We start from the raw sequence: 22072 nt of genomic DNA, 5'->3' as shown, positions 1-22072 counted from the left end.
CCCCTGGTCGCATCCGGGCATGATCACGGAGTCACCGATTGTGTCATCCACGGGACGAGCCCCACGGGGATCGTGGATGGATTGCATAAAAGTGCAGCGATACGTATAGTCATGCCATCCAGGAGGAGGATATCGATGGCGGTACGTGCGGCAGTGGCCGGAGCGAGCGGGTATGCGGGCGGCGAAGTGCTGCGCCTGCTTCTCGCGCACCCCGAGGTCGAGATCGGCGCCCTGACCGGCAATTCCAACGCGGGCCAGAAGCTGGGCGCGCTCCAGCCGCATCTGCTGCCGCTGGCGGACCGGGTCCTCGAGGAGACCACCCCCGAGGTGCTCGCCGGACATGATGTCGTGTTCCTCGCCCTTCCGCACGGGCAGTCCGCCGCCGTCGCCGAGCAGCTCGGCCCGGACGTCCTCGTCGTCGACATGGGCGCCGACTTCCGGCTGAAGGACGCGGCCGACTGGGAGAAGTTCTACGGCTCCGCGCACGCCGGGACCTGGCCCTACGGCCTCCCCGAACTGCCGGGCGGCCGCGCCGCGCTGGAGGGGTCCAAGCGCATCGCGGTCCCCGGTTGCTACCCCACCGCCGTCTCGCTCGCGCTCTTCCCGGCGTACGCGGCGGGACTCGCCGAGGCCGAGGCCGTGATCGTCGCCGCCTCCGGCACCTCCGGCGCGGGCAAGGCGCCCAAGGCGCATCTGCTGGGCTCCGAGGTCATGGGCTCCATGTCGCCGTACGGCGTGGGCGGTGGCCACCGGCACACGCCCGAGATGATCCAGAACCTCAGCGCGGCGGCCGGGGAGCCGGTCTCCGTCTCCTTCACGCCCACCCTCGCGCCGATGCCCCGCGGCATCCTCGCCACGTGCAGCGCGAAGGCGAAGCCCGGCGTCAGTGCCGAGTCCGTCCGCGCCGCCTACGAGAAGGCCCTCGCCGACGAACCCTTCGTGCACCTCCTGCCCGAGGGACAGTGGCCCGCCACGGCGTCCGTCTACGGTTCCAACGCCGTTCAGATCCAGGTCGCGTACGACGAGGCCGCCGGACGCATCATCGCGATCAGCGCCATCGACAACCTGACCAAGGGCACGGCCGGTGGTGCCGTCCAGAGCATGAACATCGCCCTCGGACTCGACGAGTCCACGGGGCTTTCCACGATCGGAGTCGCACCGTGAGCGTCACGGCAGCCAAGGGATTCACGGCGGCGGGCATCGCCGCCGGGATCAAGCAGAACGGCAACCCGGACCTGGCCCTCGTGGTCAACACCGGGCCGCGCCGCGCCGCCGCGGGCGTCTTCACCTCCAACCGTGTGAAGGCCGCGCCGGTCCTGTGGTCCGAGCAGGTGGTCAAGAGCGGTCAGCTGTCCGCCGTCGTCCTCAACTCCGGCGGCGCCAACGCCTGCACGGGGCCGAAGGGCTTCCAGGACACGCACGCCACCGCCGAGAAGGTCGCGGACGTGCTGGGCCTGGGCGCGGGGGAGGTCGCCGTCTGCTCGACCGGTCTCATCGGCGTCCTGCTCCCCATGGACAAGCTGCTCCCGGGCGTCGACACGGCCGCCGCCCAGCTGTCCGAGCACGGCGGCGAGAAGGCCGCCATCGCCATCAAGACCACCGACACCGTCCACAAGACCTCCGTGGCCCAGGGCGACGGCTGGACCGTCGGCGGCATGGCCAAGGGCGCGGGCATGCTCGCCCCCGGCCTCGCCACCATGCTGGTCGTCCTCACCACCGACGCCGACGTCGACAGCGAGACCCTGGACAAGGCGCTGCGCGCCGCCACCAAGGTCACCTTCGACCGGGTCGACTCCGACGGCTGCATGTCCACCAACGACACCGTGCTGCTGCTCGCCTCCGGCGCCTCCGGGGTCACCCCGGAGTACGAGGAGTTCGCCGCCGCCGTACGGCAGGTCTGCGACGACCTCGGCCAGCAGCTCATCCGGGACGCCGAGGGCGCCAGCAAGGACATCAAGGTCGAGGTCGTGAACGCCGCGAGCGAGGACGACGCCGTCGAGGTGGGCCGCTCCATCGCCCGCAACAACCTCCTCAAGTGCGCCATCCACGGCGAGGACCCCAACTGGGGCCGCGTCCTCTCCGCGATCGGCACCACGAAGGCCGCCTTCGAGCCGGACCGGCTCAACGTCGCCATCAACGGCGTCTGGGTCTGCAAGAACGGCGGCGTCGGCGAGGACCGCGACAAGGTCGACATGCGCTACCGCGAGGTGCACATCGTCGCCGACCTGGCAGCCGGCTCCGAGACCGCCACCATCTGGACCAACGACCTGACCGCGGACTACGTCCACGAGAACAGCGCCTACTCCTCATGAGCAACGCACCCACGCGGAAGCACACCGCGCTCCCCAAGGCCCAGATCCTCATCGAGGCCCTGCCCTGGCTGACCCGGCACAACGGCAAGACCGTCGTCATCAAGTTCGGCGGCAACGCCATGGTGAACGAGGAGCTGAAGGCCGCCTTCGCCCAGGACGTCGTCTTCCTCCGCCACGCCGGCCTCAATGTCGTCGTCGTGCACGGCGGCGGCCCGCAGATCAGCGCCGCCCTCGACAAGCACGGCATCGTCAGCGAGTTCAAGGCGGGCCTGCGCGTCACCACCGAGGACGCCATGGACGTCGTACGGATGGTGCTCGCCGGGCAGGTCCAGCGCGAGCTGGTCGGACTGCTCAACCAGCACGGACCGCTCGCCGTCGGCCTCACCGGCGAGGACGCGCACACCATCACCGCCACCAAGCACCAGCCCGAGATCGACGGGGAGTTGGTCGACATCGGGCGGGTGGGCGAGATCACCGCGATCGACACGGGCGCGATCGAGGCACTGCTCGCCGACGGCCGTATCCCGGTCGTCTCCTCCATCGCCCGCTCCCAGGACGACGGACATGTCTACAACGTCAATGCTGATACGGCGGCTGCGGCACTCGCTGCTGCGCTGGGCGCCGAGACCCTCATGGTCCTCACCGACGTCGAGGGCCTCTACGAGGACTGGCCCCACAGCGACGAGGTGATCAGCCGCCTCACCGCTTCCCAGCTGGAGAAGCTGCTGCCGGACCTCAGCTCCGGCATGGTCCCGAAGATGGAGGGCTGTCTGCACGCCGTACGCAACGGCGTCACCACGGCCCGGGTCATCGACGGGCGGGTCCAGCACTCGATCCTGCTGGAGATCTTCACCGACGAGGGCATCGGCACGATGGTCGTGCCCGACGAGCAACAGGGGGCTGCCGAATGACCGGGACCTCGACCAACGCGGAGCTGACCACGCGGTGGCAGGGCGCGCTGATGAACAACTACGGCACCCCGAGGCTCCCGCTCGTCCGCGGCGAGGGCGCCCGACTCTGGGACGCCGACGGCAAGGAGTACCTGGACTTCGTCGGCGGCATCGCGGTCAACGCCCTCGGCCACGCCCACCCGGCGGTCGTCGAGGCGGTCAGCAAGCAGATCGCCTCGCTGGGCCATGTGTCGAACCTGTTCATCGCCGAACCGCCCGTCGCCCTCGCCGAACGGCTGCTGCGCCACTTCGGCCGGGACGGCAAGGTCTTCTTCTGCAACTCCGGCGCCGAGGCCAACGAGGGCGCCTTCAAGATCGGCCGGCTCACCGGGCGGCCCCACATGGTCGCCACCCACGGCGGCTTCCACGGCCGCACCATGGGCGCCCTCGCGCTCACCGGCCAGCCCGGCAAGCAGGAGCCCTTCCTGCCGCTGCCCGGAGACGTCACCCACGTCCCGTACGGCGACGCGCAGGCGCTGGCCGCCGCGGTGACCGAGGACACGGCCCTGGTGATCATCGAGCCGGTCCAGGGCGAGAACGGCGTGGTCGTGCCCCCGGCCGGCTATCTGAAGGCGGCCCGGGCCATCACGGCCGCCACGGGGTCGTTGCTGGTCCTGGACGAGGTGCAGACCGGCATCGGGCGGACCGGGCAGTGGTTCGAGTACCAGGCCCACGAGGGCGTCCTGCCCGACGTCGTCACGCTGGCCAAGGGCCTCGGCGGCGGGCTCCCGCTCGGGGCGACCGTCGCCTTCGGGCGAGCGGCCGAACTGCTCCAGCCCGGGCACCACGGGACGACTTTCGGCGGCAACCCCGTCGCCTGCGCGGCCGGCCTCGCCGTCCTCGACACCATCGAGAACGAGGGGTTGCTGGAGAACGTCAAGCGGCAGAGCGAGAAGTTGCGAGGCGGAATCGAGGGTCTGGGCCACCCGTTGATCGATTATGTCCGGGGCGCCGGGCTGCTCCTGGGTATCGTGCTCTCCGAGCCGCTCGCGCCCCAGGTGCAGCAGGCGGCTCAGGAGGCCGGATTCCTCGTGAACGCGCCCGCCCCCGACGTCGTCCGGCTGATGCCGCCGCTGAATCTCGGCGACGACGCGGTGGAGGCGTTCCTCGTGGCGCTGCCCGGCATCCTCGACACAGCCAGCGGGGACGGATCCGGAGAATGAGACGACGATGAGCCACGCGCAGGACCATGAGCAGTTGGGGGGCAACGGGCCCGCCGTGCCGCAGACCCGCACCGCCCGCCACCGCCGGATCGTGGACATCCTCAACCGGCAACCCGTGCGTTCGCAGAGCCAGTTGGCGAAGCTGCTCGCCGACGACGGGCTGAGCGTGACGCAGGCGACGCTGTCGCGGGACCTGGACGAGCTGAACGCGGTGAAGATCCGCAACACCGACGGCGACCTGATCTACGCGGTGCCGAGCGAGGGGGGTTTCCGTACCCCGCGCGCGCCGCTGGGGGAGTCGGCGAAGGAGGAGCGGATGCGGCGCCTCTCCCAGGAGCTGCTGATCTCCGCCGAGGCCTCGGCCAACCTCGTGGTCCTTCGCACTCCGCCGGGCGCGGCCCAGTTCCTCGCCTCGGCGATCGACCAGGCGGAGCTGCACGACATCCTCGGGACGATCGCCGGCGACGACACACTGCTGCTGATCAGCCGGGAGCCGACGGGGGGCCAGGCCTTGGCCGACCACTTGCTGCGGCTGGCTCAGAACGGCCACTGAGGGGGCGGGTGGCCGCCATACGCCGACTGCGGGCGCGCGGGGGCTGATCGCGCAGTTCCCCGCGCCCCTTGGGTAGGCACAGTCACGCTGTCGTAACCGCGGGCAATCGTGCCTCCCCCAGTGCCTTAAGGGCCTGGGAGGTACCCCCAGGGCGGCACGGGTGGGCGCGGCGGCGCCCCGGTGGCGCCTGGCTGCGTGACCCACCCCCGCTCAGCCTCGGCTCAGCCCAGCCTTCTGGCCAGTCCGCCCGTGCAGCGCACCTCGTCGCCCGCGGTGATCAGGAGGGCCTCCACGTCCGGGAGGGACTCCAGCCACGCCAACGCCTCTCGTGAGCCCATCGCGAAGGCGGCCGTGGCCCAGCAGTCCGCCCAGGTCAGCTTAGGCGCCACGACCGTCACGGCGACGAGGTCCGTCACCGCGGACCGACCCGTGCGCGGGTCGACGATATGGGCGCCCCGCTCCGCCGTACCGGACGTCGCCACCGCCAGCTCGTCCGCCCCCGCCGCCGACACCACCGCCGCGAGCCCACCGGGCCGCAGCGGATCGGACACACCCACCCGCCAGGGCCGTTCCGGCCCGGGCACGCCCAGCAGCTGCACGTCCCCGCCGCCGTTGACGCTGACGCCGCTCACCCCGGCCACCCCGGCGACCAGCCGCGCCGCCCGCTCGGCGGCCCAGCCCTTGACGATCCCGGTCGGGTCGAGCCGGCCCTCGTAGCGCATGCTGAACCAGCCGTCGCTGGCCCGCTCCGCCTCGGCGCCCAGCTCCAGCACCTCGGCCACCTCGGGGTCGCAGTCCGCGACGGTCAGCTCGCCCCGCGCCAGCCGGGAGACCTGGCTGTCCTCGCGGTACGTGCTGAACACCTCGTTCACCCGGTGCAGGGAGGCCACCGCCGCGTCGAGCGCCGCGCGCACCGCCCCGGGATCCCCGCCGCGGACGTCGAAGGAGAAGACGGTCCCCATGACCTCCTCCGCCAGACGTATCGCGGCGGGAGCTGCTGCCGACTCGGCCACGGTGTCAGTCACCGGCCTGGTCCAGCGCCGACTGCAGGGACTTCTTGTAGCCCTCGCTGGTGTAGGTGGCGCCGGAGACGGTGTCGATGTCCGCGCTGCCGGCCGCCACGGCCGCCTGGTTGAGCTTGGGGACGGAGAGTTCCGTCTTCTGGGAGCTGGTCCCGCCCTCGGGCGCCTGGACGGCCTCCGCCTTGGTGATCTTGCCGCCCGCGACGGTGATCCGGACCTGCACCGGACCGTACTGCGTCTGCGCCACCGTGCCGGTGAAGGTCCCGGAAGCCTGGGCCGCGCCCGAGTCGGACGACCCCGCCCCCGAGCCGGAGCCGGAGCCCGCGTCGGACGACGAACCCGCGCTCGCCTTCGCCTTGTCCAGCGCCGACTGCAGGGACTTCTTGTAGCCCTCGCTGGTGTAGGTGGCGCCGGAGACGGTGTCGATGTCCGCGCTGCCGGCCGCCACGGCCGCCTGGTTGAGCTTGGGGACGGAGAGTTCCGTCTTCTGGGAGCTGGTCCCGCCCTCGGGTGCCTGGACGGCCTCCGCCTTGGTGATCTTGCCGCCCGCGACGGTGATCCGGACCTGGACGTTGCCGTACTGCGTCTGCGTCACGTCACCGGTGAAGGTGCCGGACGCCTGCGCGGTGCCCGACCCGGACCCGGATCCGGACCCCTGGGAGGCCGCGCTCGCGTTCGCCTTGTCGATCGCCGACTGGAGGGACTTCTTGTAGCCCTCGCTGGTGTAGGTGGCCCCGGAGACGGTGTCGATCTCCGAGGTCTGCTTGGCGAGGACGTCGGCGTTCAGCTTGGGGATCGCCAGCTCGGTCTTCTGGGAGCTGGTCCCGCCCTCGGGTGCCTGGACGGCCTCCGCCTTGGTGATCTTGTTGTTGACGACGGTGATGCGGACCTGGACGTTGCCGTACTGCGTCTTGACGGCGTCGCCGGTCATCGTCCCCGAGACGACTGCCCCGGATCCGCCCTGGGCCGCTTCCTGCGCCGCCGCGCCCGTGCCCGCCGCCTGCGCGGACGGGGTCGGGTCCGTCGACGGCTTCAGCGACAGCAGCAGCACGATCCCGGACACGGTGGCGGCACTGGCCAGCACGACCCGCCGAAGAGGGTGGCTCTTCCTCATCTGTTCCTGAGCTCCTGATTCACGTCGATGGCCACAGTGCGGGCCGGAAGTCCTGCGGTTGTCCGTCGCTCACATCTCGAACGACTCGTGATGGATACGGCGGGCCGGGACCCCGGCGCCGCGCAGTGCCTCGTACACGCCCTGGGCGAAGCCGTTCGGCCCGCACATGAACACGTCGTGGTCGTCGATGTCGGGGATCTTGCGCTGGAGGGACTCCGCCGAGATGTCGGGGCGCTCCCCGTCGGGGCTGTTGACCGCGTACATCAGTCGCGCCCCGCGCTCGTCGGCGATCTTCGCCAGCTCGTCCCAGAGGGCCAGGTCCTGGGTGCTGTTGGCCCGGTAGAGGAGGGTGATGTCACCGGGCGCGCCCGGCAGCGTCTCGAACAGCGTCCGCATCGGGGTGATGCCCACACCGCCGGCCACCAGCAGCACCTTGCCGCGGCTGCGCCGGGAGGCCGTCATCGCGCCGTACGGGCCCTCGGCCCACACCTTGGTGCCGGGCCGCAGCTCGCGCAGTGCCGCGGTGTGGTCGCCGATCGCCTTGACCGTGATGCGCAGCAGCTCGGGGCGGGGGTTCGCCGACAGCGAGTACGGGTGGGAGCTGAACCGCATCCCCGGGGCCAGGAACCGCCAGCGGAAGAACTGCCCGGCCTCCGCGCCGATCCGGTGCAGCTTGCGCCCGCCGATCAGGACCGACACGATGCCGGGCGTCTCCTCGATGACCGCCTCCACGTACATGCGGTGGCGGAGGTTCAGCCGGATCGGGGTGAGGATGCGGTACCAGATCACCAGCGCGGTGACCGAGCCGTAGAGGCCGTACCAGACGGTCTTGGCGGCGGGCTCGACGGCGAACTCGTTGCCGGTGGTGAGCTGGTGCCAGAACGTCAGGAAGACCGCCGCGTACGTCATCAGGTGGATGTGGTACCAGGTGTCGTACGGCATCTTCCTGCGCACCGGGCCGATCGACGACAGGCCGATGACCACCAGCAGCCCGGTGCCGATCGCCGCCTTGCCCATGTCCGGCAGCTGGTTGATCGAGTCGATCGTCTGCTGGACGATGTCGCCCAGCGACTTGCCCGCCTGCAGCGCGTACCCCCACATGATGAGGAACACGTGCGCGAAGGTCAGACAGAGCGTGTACCGGCCGCTCATCGCGTGCCAGCGCGCCACCCGGTCCGAGCCCACCCGGCGCTCCAGGGCAGGCACCCGCGCCATCTGCAGCACGACGAGCGCCATCATGTAGCCGGCGAGCAGACCGGTGATCCGTCCCGCGTTGAGGATCTTGCTGTTGTTGTCCGCGATGTTCGGCGTGTTGGCCCACCACAGCCACAGCACGCCCGCCGCGCCCGCCCATACGGCGAGCAGCAACGGGACGGCCGGGGACCGGCGCGGGCGGATGCGGCGCATCGTCTGGCGGCGGGCGGCACGTCCGCCTGCGATCGTGGTGGTCACGGTTCCTCCGTGGGACTTGGCCCTTGACCCACAGATACGCGCGACGACCGCAGAGTGTTCAGAGTCCCGCGGAGTCCAGCGCCGACTGGAGTGACTGCCGGTAACCCTCGCTCGTGTACGTCGCTCCCGACACCGTGTCGATGTCCGCGCTCTGCGCCGCCAGCGCCTCGCTCCGCAGCTGCGGGACGGCGTACGCGTTGATCTCCTGGTCGCGCGGATTGTCCTGGGGGTAGGTCACCGCGGTGACGTCCGTGATTTTGCCGTCGACGACGGTGATCCGCACCTGGACCGGGCCCCAGCGGGTCTGCACGGACTCCCCGGTGACGGTCGTGCCGCCCTCGGTCGCACCCTGGCTGCTCGACGCGGACGGCGCCGGCGCCGTGGCCGACACCGCCTCGGGTGCCGTGTGCGGCTTCAGCGCCAGCAGCATCACGACGGTGGAGACGGTGGCGGCCCCGGCCAGCACGATGCGGCGCAACGGACGGTTCTTCCTCAGTGGATGCACTGCTACGACCTCACAGCTCGAACGACTCGTGGTGGATGCGCCGGTCGGGAACCCCCGCCGTGCGCAGCGCCTCGTACACGTCCCGGGCGAAGCCGTGCGGACCGCAGACGTACACGTCATGGCCGGCCAGGTCCGGCACCGCCCGGCGCAGGGCCTGAGCGTCGAGGCCCGGGCGCTGCCCCTGCGGCCCGTTGAGCACGTACAGCACCCTCGCCCCCCGCCAGCGGGCGACCGCCTCCAGTTCCGCGCCCAGCGCGAGGTCCTCGGCCGCCCGCGCGCGGTACAGCAGGGTCACCTCGCCGGGCAGCGTCTCGAACAGCGCCCGCAGCGGGGTGATGCCCACACCCGCGCCGATCAGCAGCGACTTCGGCGAGGTCCGCCGGTCCGCGGTCATCGCGCCGTACGGCCCCTCCGCCCACACGCGTGTGCCCGGCCGCAGCAGCGCGACGCGCGCACTGTGCGCGCCGAGCGCCTTGACGGTGATCCGCATCAGCTCCGGCCGGGCCGGCGCCGACAGCGAGTACGGCGTCGAGGTCCACCCCAGCCCACCGCCGAGGAACCGCCAGCGGAAGAACTGCCCGGCCCGCGCCCCCAGCTCGTCCAGCCGCCGCCCCCGTACGACGACGGAGTACACCCCCGGCGCCTCGCGCTGCACGGACTCCACCCGCAGCCGGTGCCGCAGGTTCAGCCGTACGGGGACCAGGACCCGGAACCACAGCACCAGCCCCGCGACCCCGAGGTACAGGGCGTACCAGGCTGCCGTGGCCACCGGCCTGCCGTTCAGGTCGTTGCCGAGGGCGAGCTGGTGGCCGAAGGCGAGGAACACGGCGGCGTAGGTGAGGAGGTGGACGTAGTACCAGAACTCGTAACTCGTGCGCCGCCGCACGGCCCGTACGGACGTGACGCCGACCGCGAGGAGGATCACCGTGCCGGCCGTCGCCTTCAGCATCTCGGGATAGTCCAGGATCACGCTCAGGGTCTCGTCGACGAGCGACCGGCGGTCCTGGGCGGCGTACCCGGCGAGGATCAGCACGAGGTGCGCGAGCAGCAGAAAGATCGTGTAGCGGCCGGCCATCGCGTGCCAGCGGGCGACCCGGTCGGAGCCGATCCGCCGCTCCAGGACCGGCACCCGCGCCATCAGACCGACGAGCACCGCGCACGCGTACCCGCACAGCAGCCCGGCGATCCGCCCGGCCCCGGTCAGCCAGCCCGCCGCCCCGACCACCGACCCCGTACCGGACCACCACAGCACGAGCACGGCCGCGGCCCCCGCCCACAGCAGCGCGAGCACCGGGCCCGCCGGGGAGCGCCGGGGAGCCGGCACCAGGGCGGGTGCGGTCCGTTGCTCGTACAGGGTGGTCATGTCACGCGTCCTTCCGCAGCGGTGCCGGGACGACCCGAAGCGGTGCCGCCGACGACGCCACTGTGCGCGGCGAACTTCTGAGACCGCTCTGAGCGGCCGCCCCGCAGGGCGGACTCAGAGGAAACTCAGAGCGTCCACAGACGCCCGTGGGGTCTGCCAGGGGCGATGCTGGAAGCAGCCATGAACACCACCCGCTCCGGCCGTCCCGCCCTCACCCGGCCCGACGGCACCCCGCTGCGCGTCCTCGTCGTCGACGACGACCCCGACCTCGCCGAGGTGCTCTCCGGCGCCCTGCGCTACGAGGGCTGGCAGATCCGCACGGCCGGCGACGGCGCCTCGGCGCTCACGGCGGCCCGGGAGCTGCTGCCGGACGCGGTCGTGCTGGACGTGATGCTCCCCGACACCGACGGCTTCGCCGTCCTGCGCGCCCTGCACACGGTGAAGCCGGACGTCTGTGTCCTCTTCCTCACCGCGCGGGACGCGGTGGAGGACCGGATCGCGGGCATCACGGCGGGCGGCGACGACTACGTCACCAAGCCGTTCAGCCTGGAGGAGGTCGTCGCCCGGCTGCGCGGACTGCTGCGCCGCGCGGGCATGGCCCGCCAGCAGGAGGAGGGCCCGCGACTGATAGTCGGCGATCTGGTGATGGACGAGGAGGCCCGCGAGGTGACCCGCGCGGGGCGGCTGATCGAACTCTCCCCGACCGAGTTCGAACTCCTTCGCTTCCTCATGCGCAACCCACGGCGGGTGCTGAGCAAGACGCAGATCCTCGACCGGGTGTGGTCCTACGACTTCGGCGGCCGCGCCCATGTCGTCGAGCTGTACATCTCCTACCTGCGCAAGAAGGTGGACGCGGGCCGGGAACCGATGATCCACACCGTGCGCGGGGCGGGGTACGTGCTGAAGCCGGTGCTGCCGTGAGGCGCCTGCCGCCCCGCACACTGCGGGCACGTCTGATCGCGGGGCTGGTGGTGCTGCTGGCGGTGAGCTGCGCGGCCGTCGGCGTGGCCGCCGTGGTGGAGCTGAACGGGTTCCTGACCAGCCGCCTGGACGAGCAGCTGAGCGAGGTCGGCGTCCGCTTCCCGGCCAGCCTGGAACACGGCGGCCGGCTGCCCGACGACCACGACGGCGACGAGCACGGCGACACCAGGCGGCAGGCGGCGGGCACCTTCGGCGCGCGCCTGCTGAAGGGGACCGTGACCAACGCGGCCGTGGTCCCCGCCTCGGGCGCCGACACGACCGACCTGACGGTCGACCTGACCTCCGGCGACCGGCACACCCTCGCCGCGGTCCCGGTCGACGGCCGGGCCCGCACCCTCCATCTCTCCACCCTCGACGAGTACCGGGTACGGGCGACCGAGGGCCTGGACGGTGACGTACTGATCGTCGGCCTCCCGCTGGAACCCGTGGAGGCGACCGTCCACCGCCTCGAACTCGTCGCCGGGATCGTCTTCGGCGTGGCGCTGGCACTCACCGGCGTGGCGGGTGCCTTCTGGGTGCGCTGGTCGCTGCGCCCGCTGAGCCGGGTCGCGGCGACGGCGACGCGGGTGAGTGAACTCCCGCTGGCGAGCGGGGAGGTGGCGCTGCCCCCGCGGGCCCCCGCCGCGGATCCCCGCAGCGAGGTGGGCCAAGTGGCCACGGCCTTCAACCGCATGCTGGGCCATGTCGAGGACGCCCTCACCAAACGGCACGCCAGCGAGGAGCGCCTGCGCAGCTTCGCCGCCGACGCCAGCCACGAGCTGCGCACTCCCGTCGCCTCGGTCCGCGGCCACGCCGAACTGGCCCTGCTCCACCCGGGCCCGGTCCCCCCGGAGGTGACCCGCGCTCTGGAACGCATCGCGGCCGAGTCCTCCCGGATGGGGGAAATGGTCGACGACCTGCTCCTGCTGGCCCGCCTGGACGCCGGCCGCCCCCTGGAGAGCGTCTCCGTGGACCTCACCCACCTGGTCCTGGACGCGGTGACGGACGCGAGGGCGGCGGGCCCCGGCCACCGCTGGACCCTCGACCTGCCGGAGGAACCGGTCACCGTCACCGGCGACGCGCACCGCCTCCACCAGGTCCTGTCCAACCTGTTGGCCAACGCCCGGGTGCACACCCCCCTGGCCACGAAGGTGACGGTGACCCTGGAGACGGACGCCGGGACGGCCCGCCTCCAGGTCCACGACGACGGCCCGGGGATCCCCGCAGACATCCAGCCGGCCGTCTTCGACCGCTTCACCAGAGCCGACCGCCGCCGCACGACGGAGACCGACGGCACTGGAGCGGGCCTGGGCCTCTCGATCGTGGCGGCGGTGGTGGAGGCACATGGAGGAACGGTGACCCTGGACAGCCGCCCGGGCTCAACGACGTTCACGGTTGAACTCACGGCAGGGGTGCCGGCCTAGGTCCGTGTCAGACCCCCAACGGATTGAGCAGATCCGCCTTCCCTTCGAACGCGTACAGCAACAGGTCGGTCATCTGGAACACGCCCTGGTCCCGCCGCGAGTCCACCGGAGACAGGAACGGCCGCCAGAACGGATCCCGCACGATCGAGTACCGACTCCCCTCCATCGCCCGATGGAACGTCTCGGCCACGATCCGCCCACCGACCCCGGTCAGCCGACCCCCGCCGTTCACCTCGGCCTCGCGCAGGATGTAGAACCACAGCGGACAGTCGGCGGCCAGCCGCTTGCGCAGCGCCTCGCTCAGCTGCGCCCCGTCCCGGTTGTCGAAGTCGGACGCGTTCAGCGGCTTCACGCCGACGTCCCGGTTCATCAGGTGCTTGGCCATCTGCTGCCCGGAGGCGAGCCGGAGCATGTTGCCCCGGGTGAGGTTGCGGAAGGCCAGGTTGCGCTCGACGGGGTCGGGCGTGGTGCCGCGTGCGCCGAAGGACCCCAGCGGCAGGGTGGCGAGCGGGTTGACCAGCAGGGTGTCGATGCGCTTGGCGATGTTGAACTGCGCGTCCGTCACGCCGAGGTCGTCGCGTCCGGCCTCCCGGAAGTCGAACAGCCGACGGAAGTCGGCGATCCAGTTGGTCGGCAGGTGCTCGAAGGAGCCGGCCTCGGGGTTGTCCGGGCTGTCCGGCGGCGGGGAGAGGATGCCGCTGGTCCCGGTGAACTGGAACAGCAGCCGCAGCGTGCCGGCGCCGTTGTCGAAGATCCGGTTCCAGTTGTAGGCACCGCGCACCATGCTGTGTCCGAGCCGGTAGGCGGCCACCGAGAACTCGATGGGCATCGTCGGGAAGTCGTGCTCGCCCGGCGAGGGGTCGACGACCTTGCGGCCCTTGGTGAAGACCTCCTTGACGATCGTCTCGTCGACGATCCGGGGCAGGAAGTCGGTGCGCAGCATCCACTGGTAGTGCTTGACGACCGCCTCGCGCGCCGACTCGAAGAGCACCGCGCTGGAGACGCCCTTCTCGGCGAGGTCGCTGGCCAGCCGGTTGTGGAACCGGATGAAGGCGCAGTGGATCTGGGCGACGGCGAGGTTCTCGTCGTTGCGCGGGTCGGGGATCAGCGGCCGCCGCCGCTCGGACTTCAGCGAACCGACGCCCACCCGGGGCAGGTCGAAGCCGACGAGCGGCTGCGCGGTGATGTCCGTGGCGTTCGGGATGCCCTGGGTGGTGCCGGTCCTGAGGTGGATCCCGTCGGGCTCGTAGAAGCGCTGGTCGAAGCGGTGGTCCGGGCCGAGGCCGTAGAGGGAGTCGAGGTCGAGGGCGGGCGAGCGCCCCTGGAGCAGCTGACGGACGGTGATGTCGTCCTCCAGCTGCGCCGCCGTGGCGTCCAGGGTCAGGTCGTGGTCCACGAACTGGCCCAGGTAGGTGAAGCCGGCCGGCACCTTCGGGTTGCCGGAGTCGGGCTGGGTCCGGGTGGCGTCGGTCATGGCCTGCGCGAGCTCCGTGCGGGCGGGCCGGTCCAGCTGCCGCTCCGGCTTGGCCTGGGGACCCAGGCGGGAGAACTGGAACTTGCGCAGGGCCTCGACGGTCGAGGCGGCCAGCGGCTCCGCGGGGTCCTCGTCCCGGGAGTCGGCGAGGACGCCCTCACCGACGACGTAGTACGAGGACCTGACGTGGCGTTTGCTCTGTGGTTCGCGTGCGGGTCGGAACATGATTCCCCCATGTGTTCCCGAGGTCGCGCGTGTTGATGGGGGCCACGCTAGGCGACGAAGGGGCCGGAAGGGGGAATTCCGTCAAATGCTCTGATGATTGATTATTTCTGTACAATCAGTCAAAGCCCGTAAACCGGACAGAGGGTGCGCAGGTCTCAGGGGGTCGGCGGCAGGGGCAGCGGCAGCCCCGGAAGCCCGTCGATGCTCGTGGCGATGTGCTCCTTCTTCCCGAAGTACGCGTCCAGCGACGCGTCGTCCTCCCGCGCGAACCGCTTCCCGTGCAGATCCCGGTCCACGTCGTACGACATGAAGGGCACCGCGTACCCGCAGGTGTCCCGGACGAGTTCGGCGTGGACGACGATGATCGCGCGCAGCCCGTGCGGGGTCGGGTCGATCCCGGGGAAGTGGCGCAGGAGTTCCTTGAAGCGGGGGTCGTCCCGGAAGACCGGCTCGCCCCGCCCGTGCACCCGCACGATGTTCGGCGGCCCCTGGAACGCGCACCACATCAGGGTGATCCGGCCGTTCTCCCGCAGATGCGCGACGGTCTCCGCGTTGGAGCCGGCGAAGTCGAGGTAGGCCACGGTGAGTTCGTCGAGGACCGCGAACGAGCCCTTGAGGCCCTTGGGGGAGAGGTTGACCGTGCCGTCGCCGGACAGTGGCGCGGTCGCGGTGAAGAAGAGGGGCTGCTCCTCGATGAACGTACGGAGCCTGCCGTCGATGCGCTCATAGGTCTTTCCCATGGCTGACGATTATTCGGGAAAGTGTTTCGCGCGTCTAAGGGAATACGGAATTTCCTTGGTGGGTGCACGTATACCGCAGCGGCCGCCCCGGCCGGCGCTTCCTCGGGGCGGCCACCACGCCTGTCACGTCACTGGTTCAACGTGCAGGCGGCCAGGGCCTCCAGGCCCTGCGGCTTGGTGCCGGCCCGGCCGATGGAGATGGCGATGCGGTCGATCGTGGAGACGCGCTTGTCCTTCAGCGGGCCGAGAATCGCGTTGTTCACGAAGTTGGGCCCACCCTGGCCGACCGTGTTCTGCAGACGGGTGTTGGCCTCGTCGATCTGCGTCTGGAGCAGGGCCAGGTTGCGGTCGACCTCGGCCTGGGCGCGGGCGGGGATCTCCGGGAGCTGCGAGGCGACGTCCGGGCAGGTGATGGTGCCGACACCGCTCGCGTCGGCGCCGTTGTCCTCGGCGGCGTCACCGGTGTCCTCCGCGGCACCTCCGGCGCCCTCGGCGGCGGTCTCGGTCGCGCTGGGCGTGGCCTCGGCCTCGTCGCCCGCGCCGGCCGCGTCGTCTCCGGCGGCGGCGTCGTCACCGGCCGCCGCGCCGTCCGCGTTGAGGGTGCACGGTGCGAGCGCCTCGAGGCCCTGCGGCTTCTCCGCGGTCCGGCCGATGGCGGTGGCGATACGGTTGACGGTGGCGATCCGCTTGTCCTCCAGGGGGCCGAGGATCGCGTTCTGCACGAAGTTCGGCCCGCCCTGGCCCACGGTGTCGATCAGCCGCTGGTTGGCCTCGTCGATCTGGGTCTGGAGGAGGGTCAGGTTGCGGTCGACCTCGGCCTGCGCGGAGGCGGGGATGTCGGGGAGCTGCGAGGCGACGTCCGGGCACGTGATGGTGCCGGGGCCGGAGGCGGCGAGCGTGTTGGCGTTGGTGGTGCTGTTCTTGGACTCCCCGGCGAGGGCGGAGTTCACGACCACCGCACCGGTCAGGGCCAGAGCGGCGGCGCCGCCGACGATCACCACGCGACGCTTGTTGTACTTCGGAAGAGCCCTGGACATGCGGATGCCTCACTTGGGTCAGGAGTGGGTTTACAAACGCGGCGCCAGCGTTCAGCCGTGAGTACGGGTAAGCGGTTGCCGTTGTTCAAGGTGACTTCAAATTCCTTTTGGATCTCCCTTAAATTGACGAATCATGCAGAGGGATGCATACTCATGCATGACCTTGAGCGCAGCGTGAGGAGCAACGCAAGTGAGCAGCAACAGCGGTGACGTCCGGCTCTGGGGCGGCCGGTTCGCCGACGGTCCCGCCGAGGCCCTGGCCAAGCTGTCCGCGTCCGTCCACTTCGACTGGCGGCTCGCGCCCTACGACATCGCCGGTTCGCGCGCCCACGCGCGTGTGCTGCACAAGGCGGGCCTGCTCACCGAGGACGAGCTGACCCGGATGATCGCCGGACTCGACCGGCTCGAGGCGGACGTCGCCGACGGCTCCTTCGTGGGCACCATCGCCGACGAGGACGTCCACACCGCCCTGGAGCGCGGCCTCCTGGAGCGCCTCGGCCCCGACCTCGGCGGCAAGCTGCGCGCGGGCCGCTCCCGCAACGACCAGGTCGCCACCCTCTTCCGGATGTACCTGCGCGACCACGCCCGGATCGTCGGCGGTCTGATCGCCGAGCTCCAGGACGCCCTGATCGGCCTGGCCGAGGCCCACCCGGACGTGGCGATGCCCGGCCGCACCCACCTCCAGCACGCCCAGCCCGTCCTCTTCGCCCACCACGTCCTCGCGCATGTGCAGTCCCTCTCCCGGGACGCCGAGCGGCTGCGCCAGTGGGACGAGCGCACCGCCGTCTCGCCGTACGGCTCCGGCGCCCTCGCCGGCTCCTCCCTAGGCCTGGACCCCGAGGCGGTCGCCGCGGACCTCGGCTTCGAGCACGGCAGCGTCGGCAACTCCATCGACGGCACGGCCTCCCGCGACTTCGTGGCGGAGTTCGCCTTCATCACGGCGATGATCGGCGTGAACCTCTCCCGTATCGCGGAGGAGATCATCATCTGGAACACGAAGGAGTTCTCCTTCGTGACCCTGCACGACGCGTTCTCCACGGGCTCGTCGATCATGCCGCAGAAGAAGAACCCGGACATCGCGGAACTGGCGCGCGGCAAGAGCGGCCGTCTCATCGGCAACCTCACCGGCCTGATGGCCACCCTCAAGGCCCTGCCGCTCGCGTACAACCGCGACCTCCAGGAGGACAAGGAGCCGGTCTTCGACTCCATCGACCAGCTGGAGGTCCTGCTCCCGGCCTTCACCGGCATGATGGCGACGCTCACCGTGCACCGCGAGCGCATGGAGGAACTGGCCCCGGCCGGCTTCTCCCTCGCCACCGACATCGCCGAGTGGCTGGTCAAGCAGGGCGTGCCCTTCCGGGTGGCGCACGAGGTCGCCGGCGAGTGCGTGAAGGCCGCCGAGGCCGAGAACAAGGAGCTGGACGAGCTGACGGACGAACAGTTCGCCAAGATCTCGGCCCACCTGACGCCCGAGGTGCGGACGGTCCTGAACGTGCCGGGCGCCCTGGCCTCCCGCAACGGCCGCGGCGGCACGGCCCCGAGCGCGGTGGCGATCCAGCTGACAGAGGTGAAGGCGAACGTGAAGGCACAGCACGACTGGGCCACCGCCAAGCGCTGACATCCAAGCGGCGCCACGAGCCGAGCTCTCGGGCGAAGGTCATCACGGGATACGTTGGTCGGAAGCCGTACCGGACCCGACCGAACGGAGCCCGCGATGCCCTTCGCCCGACTGGCCACAGCGACAACCCCCACCTGCCACATCGGACTGGGCCTCGCCGCGGTCGGCCGCCCCGGCTACATCAACCTCGGCCGGGACGAAGACCTCGGAGAGAACCGCACCGTAGAAGCCCTCCGCACCCGCACCCACGAACTCCTCGACGCCGCCTACGCCCAAGGCGTCCGCTACTTCGACGCGGCCCGCTCCTACGGCCGCAGCGAGGAGTTCCTCGCCGACTGGCTGAAGGCGAGGCCCGACGTCGACGACATCGTCGTAGGCAGCAAATGGGGCTACACCTACACCGCCGACTGGACCACCGACGCGGAGAAACACGAGGTCAAGGACCACAGCGTCCAGACGTACGAGCGTCAGCGCGCCGAGACGGCCGAGCTGCTCGGCGACCGGCTCGACCTCTACCAGATCCACTCGGTGACCCCGGACAGCCCCGCGCTCACCGACAAGAAACTCCACGCGAAGCTCGCGGAGGCCGCGGCCCGGGGCGTCACCGTCGGCTTCTCCACCAGCGGCCCCGCCCAGGCCGACGCCATCCGCGCCGCCCTCGCCGTGACGGTCGACGGCGAACCCCTCTTCCGTACCGTCCAGTCGACGTACAACGCCCTGGAGACGTCGGCCGCCCCCGCCCTCGCCGAGGCCCATGACGCCGGTCTGACGGTGATCGTGAAGGAGGGCATGGCCAACGGCCGCCTCGCCGACCCGTACGCCCCGGAGCCCCTGAAGGCCGTGGCCGCCGAGGTCTCCCTGGGCTGCGACGCGGTGGCCCTGGCGCTCGTCCTCCGCCAACCGTGGGCCGGGGTCGTCCTCTCCGGCGCCGCGACCGCCACCCAGCTCGCCTCCAATCTGCACGCGGCGGTCGTGGACCTGGACGAGGAGCAGTTGACCCGGCTGGCCGCACTGGCCGAGGACCCGCAGGTCTACTGGGAGCACCGCGCCGCCCTGCCCTGGCACTGATCACGCTCCGTCCGAGCCCCATCCGTGAGTCACGCATGCCCGCTGTGAGACATAAATGTCTCACGTGGGCTATCCTTGTCTCATGGCCGTCGACCGTGACCACGTACTCCGCAGCGCCGCCGCCCTGCTGACCCGCAAGTCCACCGCGACGATGGACGAGGTCGCCAAGGCCGCCGGGATCAGCCGCGCCACCCTGCACCGGCACTTCGCCGGCCGTGACGCACTCGTGCGCGCCCTGGAGGCGCTCGGCATCGAGGAGTGCGAGACCGCCCTGGACACGGCCCGCCTGGACGAGGGGCCCGCGAGTGACGCCGTACGCCGGCTGGTGCGGGTGATCGAACCGTCCGCCGGACTCCTCGCCTTCCTCTACACCGAGAACCAGCTGTTCGAGGGCGAGGAGCAGAACCAGGGCTGGACCCGGATCGACGACCGCATCGCGGCCCTGTTCCGCCGCGGCCAGGCCGACGGCGAGTTCCGCATCGACCTCACCCCCGCCTGGCTCACCGAGGCGCTCTACGGCCTCCTGGCCTCCGGCGCCTGGGCCGTCTCGGAGGGCAGGGTCGCCCGCAACGACTTCACGCACATGATCGTCGAGCTGCTGCTCGGCGGCGCGCTGAGACAAGACACCGCACGGAGAGAGGAACCATGACCAGCACCCTGCAGCCGGCGACCACGACCGAGGCGGTGAAGCGCCCGGACCGTTGGCTCGCGCTCTCCGTCCTCGTGCTCGCCGTGCTGCTGGTGGCCGTCGACGCGACCGTCCTCGGTCTCGCGACCCCCTACATCAGCGAGGACCTCGAGCCCTCCGGCACCCAGCTCCTGTGGATCGGTGACGTCTACTCCTTCGTCATCGCCGGTCTGCTGGTCTCCATGGGCAGCCTCGGCGACCGCATCGGCCGCAAGCGGATCCTGCTCGGCGGAGCCACCGCGTTCGGGCTGATATCGGTGCTCAATGCCTACGCGACGACACCGGAGATGATGATCGCGGCCCGTGCCCTGCTGGGCGTGGCCGGCGCGACCCTCATGCCCGCCACCCTCGCCCTGATCCGCAACCTCTTCCACGACCCGCGCGAACGCAGCCTGGCGGTGGGCATCTGGGGCGCGACCGCCTCGGCGGGCACCGCGGTCGGCCCCGTCGTGGGCGGCTTCCTCCTCGAACACTTCTGGTGGGGCTCGGTCTTCCTCATCAACCTGCCCGTGATGGTGGTGCTCGTCCTGGTCGGCGTGAAGACGCTGCCGGAGTCGAGGAACCCCGAGCCCGGCCCCTGGGACCTGCCCAGCGTGCTCCTGTCCCTGGTCGGCATGATCGCCGTCGTGTACGCGGTGAAGGAGACCGCCGGCCACGGCCTCACCTGGGAGCCGCTCACCGCCGGCCTGCTCGGCGCGGCCGCGCTGTACGGCTTCGTACGCCGTCAGCTCACGCTCCCGGCCCCGCTGCTGGACATGCGGCTGTTCCGCCGACGCGGCTTCAGCGGTGCCGTCCTGGCCGATCTGCTGACCGTCCTCGGCATGTCCGGCCTGGTGTTCTTCCTCTCCCAGTACCTGCAGTTGGTGCAGGGCAGGGGACCGCTGGAGGCGGGCCTGGCCGAACTGCCCGCGGCGGTGGGCGCGGTGGCGGCCGGCCTGGTCGCGGGCCGCGCGGCCCGCCGCTACTCGGTGCGCGCCGTGGTCTCCGGCGGCCTGGCGGCGATCGGTCTGGCCCTGGCAGCGCTGACCGCGCTCACCGAGACCACCGGCTACCCGGTCCTCGGAGCCGCCCTGCTGGCGGTCGGCGTGGGCGCCGGCTTCTCCTTCACGGTGACCGCCGACGTCATCCTCTCCTCGGTCCCCAGGGAACAGGCGGGAGCGGCATCCGCGGTCTCCGAGACGGCGTACGAACTCGGCGCGGCCCTCGGCATCGCCGTGCTCGGCTCGATCGTGACGGGCGTGTACCGCGACTTCCCGTCCCCGACGGGGACCCCGGAGACCGCCCACGAGTCCCTGGGCGGCGCGGTGGAGGCGGCGACTCACCTGCCGGCAGCACAGGCCGAGCAGATGCTGACCTCGGCGCGAGAAGCCTTCGTCGACGGCCTGAGCGTGGCATCGGGGGTGGGCGCGGCGGTCCTGCTCACGACAGCTGCGGCAGCTTGGTACCTACTGAAGGGCCAACGCCTTTAAGGGGCGCGGGGCCCTGTCGATATGCGGCTCCGCCGCGTGGGCGCGACCAGCCCCCACATACCCGCACCCGAGAGACGGCCGACCGCCGGAGGCTTACGCCGCCTTGGCCTTCGTCGCATACATGTCCACATACTCCTGCCCCGACAACCGCATGACCTCCGCCATCACGGAGTCCGTCACGGCCCGCAGCACATACCGGTCCCGGTCCATCCCGTCGTACCGGGAGAACTCCATCGCCTCCCCGAACCGGACGGTGACCCGCCCGGGCCGGGGCATCCCCGCCCCGCCCGGCTGCAACTTGTCCGTGCCGATCATCGCGAAGGGGACAACGGGCGCCCCGGTCATCAGAGTCAGCCGTGCGATCCCGGTCCGCCCCCGGTAGAGCCGGCCGTCGGGGGAACGGGTCCCCTCGGGGTAGATCCCGAAGACCTTCCCCTCCTCCAGGACCCGCCGCCCGGTCATCAGCGCGGCCACGCCCCCGCGTCCGCCGTCCCGGTCCACCGGGATCATGCCGACGCCGGTGAAGAACCAGGCCATCAGCCGGCCCTTGAGGCTCTTGCCGGTGACGTACTCGTCCTTGCCGATGAAGAAGACCTGCCGGTCGCACACGAGCGGCAGGATCATCGAGTCGATGAACGTGAGGTGATTGCCGGCCAGGATCACGGGGCCGTCGCCCGGGATGTGCTCCGCGCCCTCGACCCGGGGGCGGAACATCAGGCGCATGACCGGTCCGAGCACTGCCTTGATGAGCGCGAAGCGGGACAACGAGCCCTCCGATGCCAAGGGAAAACGGTATGAGTCTGTGCAGGTGAGGACGATACTCGCGGCCCCCCGGGTGACGCACATCGGGTTCACCGAGGCCTTACGCACTGTTGACGCACGTTTACCTGGATGGCCGCATCGTTGCCCGCCCGTCATCTGCGCGGAACGATGGA

20 protein-coding genes are annotated in these 22072 nt (G+C 71.1%); 11 read left to right on the top strand and 9 right to left on the bottom strand.

All coding sequences use genetic code 11. The features are described 5' to 3' along the window. Window positions 1–135: 135 nt before the first annotated feature. From argC to ACIRF9_RS23040, 5 genes are read left to right on the top strand one after another with little or no spacing between them, the layout of a single operon-like run. The gene (gene argC / locus ACIRF9_RS23060; protein WP_403825194.1) at window positions 136–1164 is read left to right on the top strand and encodes an N-acetyl-gamma-glutamyl-phosphate reductase; all 1029 of its coding nucleotides are present in this window, start codon (window positions 136–138) and stop codon (window positions 1162–1164) included. After that, a complete protein-coding gene (gene argJ / locus ACIRF9_RS23055) occupies window positions 1161–2312 on the top strand; it encodes a bifunctional glutamate N-acetyltransferase/amino-acid acetyltransferase ArgJ (protein ID WP_403825191.1) in 1152 nt (383 codons plus the stop codon). The genes argC and argJ overlap by 4 nt, the downstream gene beginning before the upstream one ends. After that, window positions 2309–3223 (top strand): acetylglutamate kinase, encoded by a 915-nt coding sequence (gene argB / locus ACIRF9_RS23050; RefSeq protein ID WP_403825188.1) that lies wholly within the window; start codon window positions 2309–2311, stop codon window positions 3221–3223. Before argJ ends, argB begins: the two co-directional genes overlap by 4 nt. Continuing rightward, window positions 3220–4425 (top strand): acetylornithine transaminase, encoded by a 1206-nt coding sequence (locus tag ACIRF9_RS23045; RefSeq protein WP_403825186.1) that lies wholly within the window; start codon window positions 3220–3222, stop codon window positions 4423–4425. Before argB ends, ACIRF9_RS23045 begins: the two co-directional genes overlap by 4 nt. Window positions 4426–4432: 7 nt before the next feature. Continuing rightward, window positions 4433–4978 (top strand): arginine repressor, encoded by a 546-nt coding sequence (locus ACIRF9_RS23040; RefSeq protein WP_403825183.1) that lies wholly within the window; start codon window positions 4433–4435, stop codon window positions 4976–4978. Between the two features lie 221 nt (window positions 4979–5199). Here the strand turns inward: ACIRF9_RS23040 and ACIRF9_RS23035 are convergent, their stop codons facing one another. From ACIRF9_RS23035 to ACIRF9_RS23015, 5 genes are all read right to left on the bottom strand, one after another. Continuing rightward, the gene (locus ACIRF9_RS23035; RefSeq protein WP_403825514.1) at window positions 5200–5940 is read right to left on the bottom strand and encodes an FAD:protein FMN transferase; all 741 of its coding nucleotides are present in this window, start codon (window positions 5938–5940) and stop codon (window positions 5200–5202) included. A 55-nt stretch (window positions 5941–5995) separates the two neighbouring features. Continuing rightward, entirely contained in the window at window positions 5996–7114 is a 1119-nt protein-coding gene (locus ACIRF9_RS23030; protein WP_403825180.1) for an FMN-binding protein, read from the bottom strand. Window positions 7115–7183: 69 nt separating this feature from the next. Continuing rightward, window positions 7184–8566, bottom strand: coding sequence for a ferric reductase-like transmembrane domain-containing protein (locus tag ACIRF9_RS23025; protein ID WP_403825177.1), 1383 nt, complete (start codon window positions 8564–8566; stop codon window positions 7184–7186). A 58-nt stretch (window positions 8567–8624) separates the two neighbouring features. Further along, window positions 8625–9071 carry an FMN-binding protein gene (locus tag ACIRF9_RS23020; protein ID WP_403825175.1) on the bottom strand — a complete coding sequence of 149 codons (447 nt, stop codon included), beginning with the start codon at window positions 9069–9071 and terminating at the stop codon, window positions 8625–8627. A gap of 10 nt (window positions 9072–9081) precedes the next feature. Then, on the bottom strand, window positions 9082–10434 hold the full coding sequence (locus ACIRF9_RS23015; protein ID WP_403825171.1) for a ferric reductase-like transmembrane domain-containing protein: 1353 nt from the start codon (window positions 10432–10434) through the stop codon (window positions 9082–9084). Between the two features lie 180 nt (window positions 10435–10614). Between ACIRF9_RS23015 and ACIRF9_RS23010 the strand changes: the two genes are divergently transcribed. Then, a complete protein-coding gene (locus tag ACIRF9_RS23010; protein ID WP_403825168.1) occupies window positions 10615–11355 on the top strand; it encodes a response regulator transcription factor in 741 nt (246 codons plus the stop codon). Further along, window positions 11352–12818: a sensor histidine kinase gene (locus ACIRF9_RS23005; RefSeq protein ID WP_403825165.1), complete on the top strand. Its 1467-nt coding sequence runs from the start codon at window positions 11352–11354 to the stop codon at window positions 12816–12818. Before ACIRF9_RS23010 ends, ACIRF9_RS23005 begins: the two co-directional genes overlap by 4 nt. Before the next feature lie 7 nt (window positions 12819–12825). Here the strand turns inward: ACIRF9_RS23005 and ACIRF9_RS23000 are convergent, their stop codons facing one another. The 3 genes from ACIRF9_RS23000 to ACIRF9_RS22990 all read right to left on the bottom strand — a co-directional run bounded on the left by ACIRF9_RS23000 (window position 12826) and on the right by ACIRF9_RS22990 (window position 16294). After that, window positions 12826–14517: a heme peroxidase family protein gene (locus ACIRF9_RS23000; RefSeq protein WP_403825162.1), complete on the bottom strand. Its 1692-nt coding sequence runs from the start codon at window positions 14515–14517 to the stop codon at window positions 12826–12828. Between the two features lie 155 nt (window positions 14518–14672). Next, window positions 14673–15257, bottom strand: coding sequence for a pyridoxamine 5'-phosphate oxidase family protein (locus tag ACIRF9_RS22995; RefSeq protein WP_403825159.1), 585 nt, complete (start codon window positions 15255–15257; stop codon window positions 14673–14675). Between the two features lie 128 nt (window positions 15258–15385). Continuing rightward, a complete protein-coding gene (locus ACIRF9_RS22990; RefSeq protein ID WP_403825156.1) occupies window positions 15386–16294 on the bottom strand; it encodes a hypothetical protein in 909 nt (302 codons plus the stop codon). 190 nt (window positions 16295–16484) lie between these two features. On the opposite strand from ACIRF9_RS22990, the gene argH reads away from it, so the two are divergent. The 4 genes from argH (at window position 16485) to ACIRF9_RS22970 (ending at window position 21137) form a co-directional block, all read left to right on the top strand. Beyond that, complete coding sequence (argH, locus tag ACIRF9_RS22985; RefSeq protein ID WP_403825154.1) at window positions 16485–17912, top strand: argininosuccinate lyase; 1428 nt, start codon at window positions 16485–16487, stop codon at window positions 17910–17912. A gap of 96 nt (window positions 17913–18008) precedes the next feature. Next, window positions 18009–18980, top strand: coding sequence for an aldo/keto reductase (locus ACIRF9_RS22980; RefSeq protein WP_403825151.1), 972 nt, complete (start codon window positions 18009–18011; stop codon window positions 18978–18980). Window positions 18981–19062: 82 nt separating this feature from the next. Then, a complete protein-coding gene (locus tag ACIRF9_RS22975) occupies window positions 19063–19629 on the top strand; it encodes a TetR/AcrR family transcriptional regulator (RefSeq protein WP_403825149.1) in 567 nt (188 codons plus the stop codon). Next, on the top strand, window positions 19626–21137 hold the full coding sequence (locus ACIRF9_RS22970; RefSeq protein ID WP_403825146.1) for an MFS transporter: 1512 nt from the start codon (window positions 19626–19628) through the stop codon (window positions 21135–21137). The genes ACIRF9_RS22975 and ACIRF9_RS22970 overlap by 4 nt, the downstream gene beginning before the upstream one ends. Before the next feature lie 93 nt (window positions 21138–21230). On the opposite strand, the gene ACIRF9_RS22965 is transcribed toward ACIRF9_RS22970, so the two are convergent. Next, the gene (locus tag ACIRF9_RS22965; protein ID WP_403825511.1) at window positions 21231–21902 is read right to left on the bottom strand and encodes a lysophospholipid acyltransferase family protein; all 672 of its coding nucleotides are present in this window, start codon (window positions 21900–21902) and stop codon (window positions 21231–21233) included. Between the last annotated feature and the right edge of the window lie 170 nt (window positions 21903–22072).

Origin of the sequence: Streptomyces sp. NPDC096132 (assembly GCF_044763345.1) — a bacterium.
In the GTDB taxonomy this organism is placed as follows: domain Bacteria; phylum Actinomycetota; class Actinomycetes; order Streptomycetales; family Streptomycetaceae; genus Streptomyces.
Note: the sequence above shows the minus strand (reverse complement) of the source record. Positions and strands in the feature narration are given on the sequence as shown.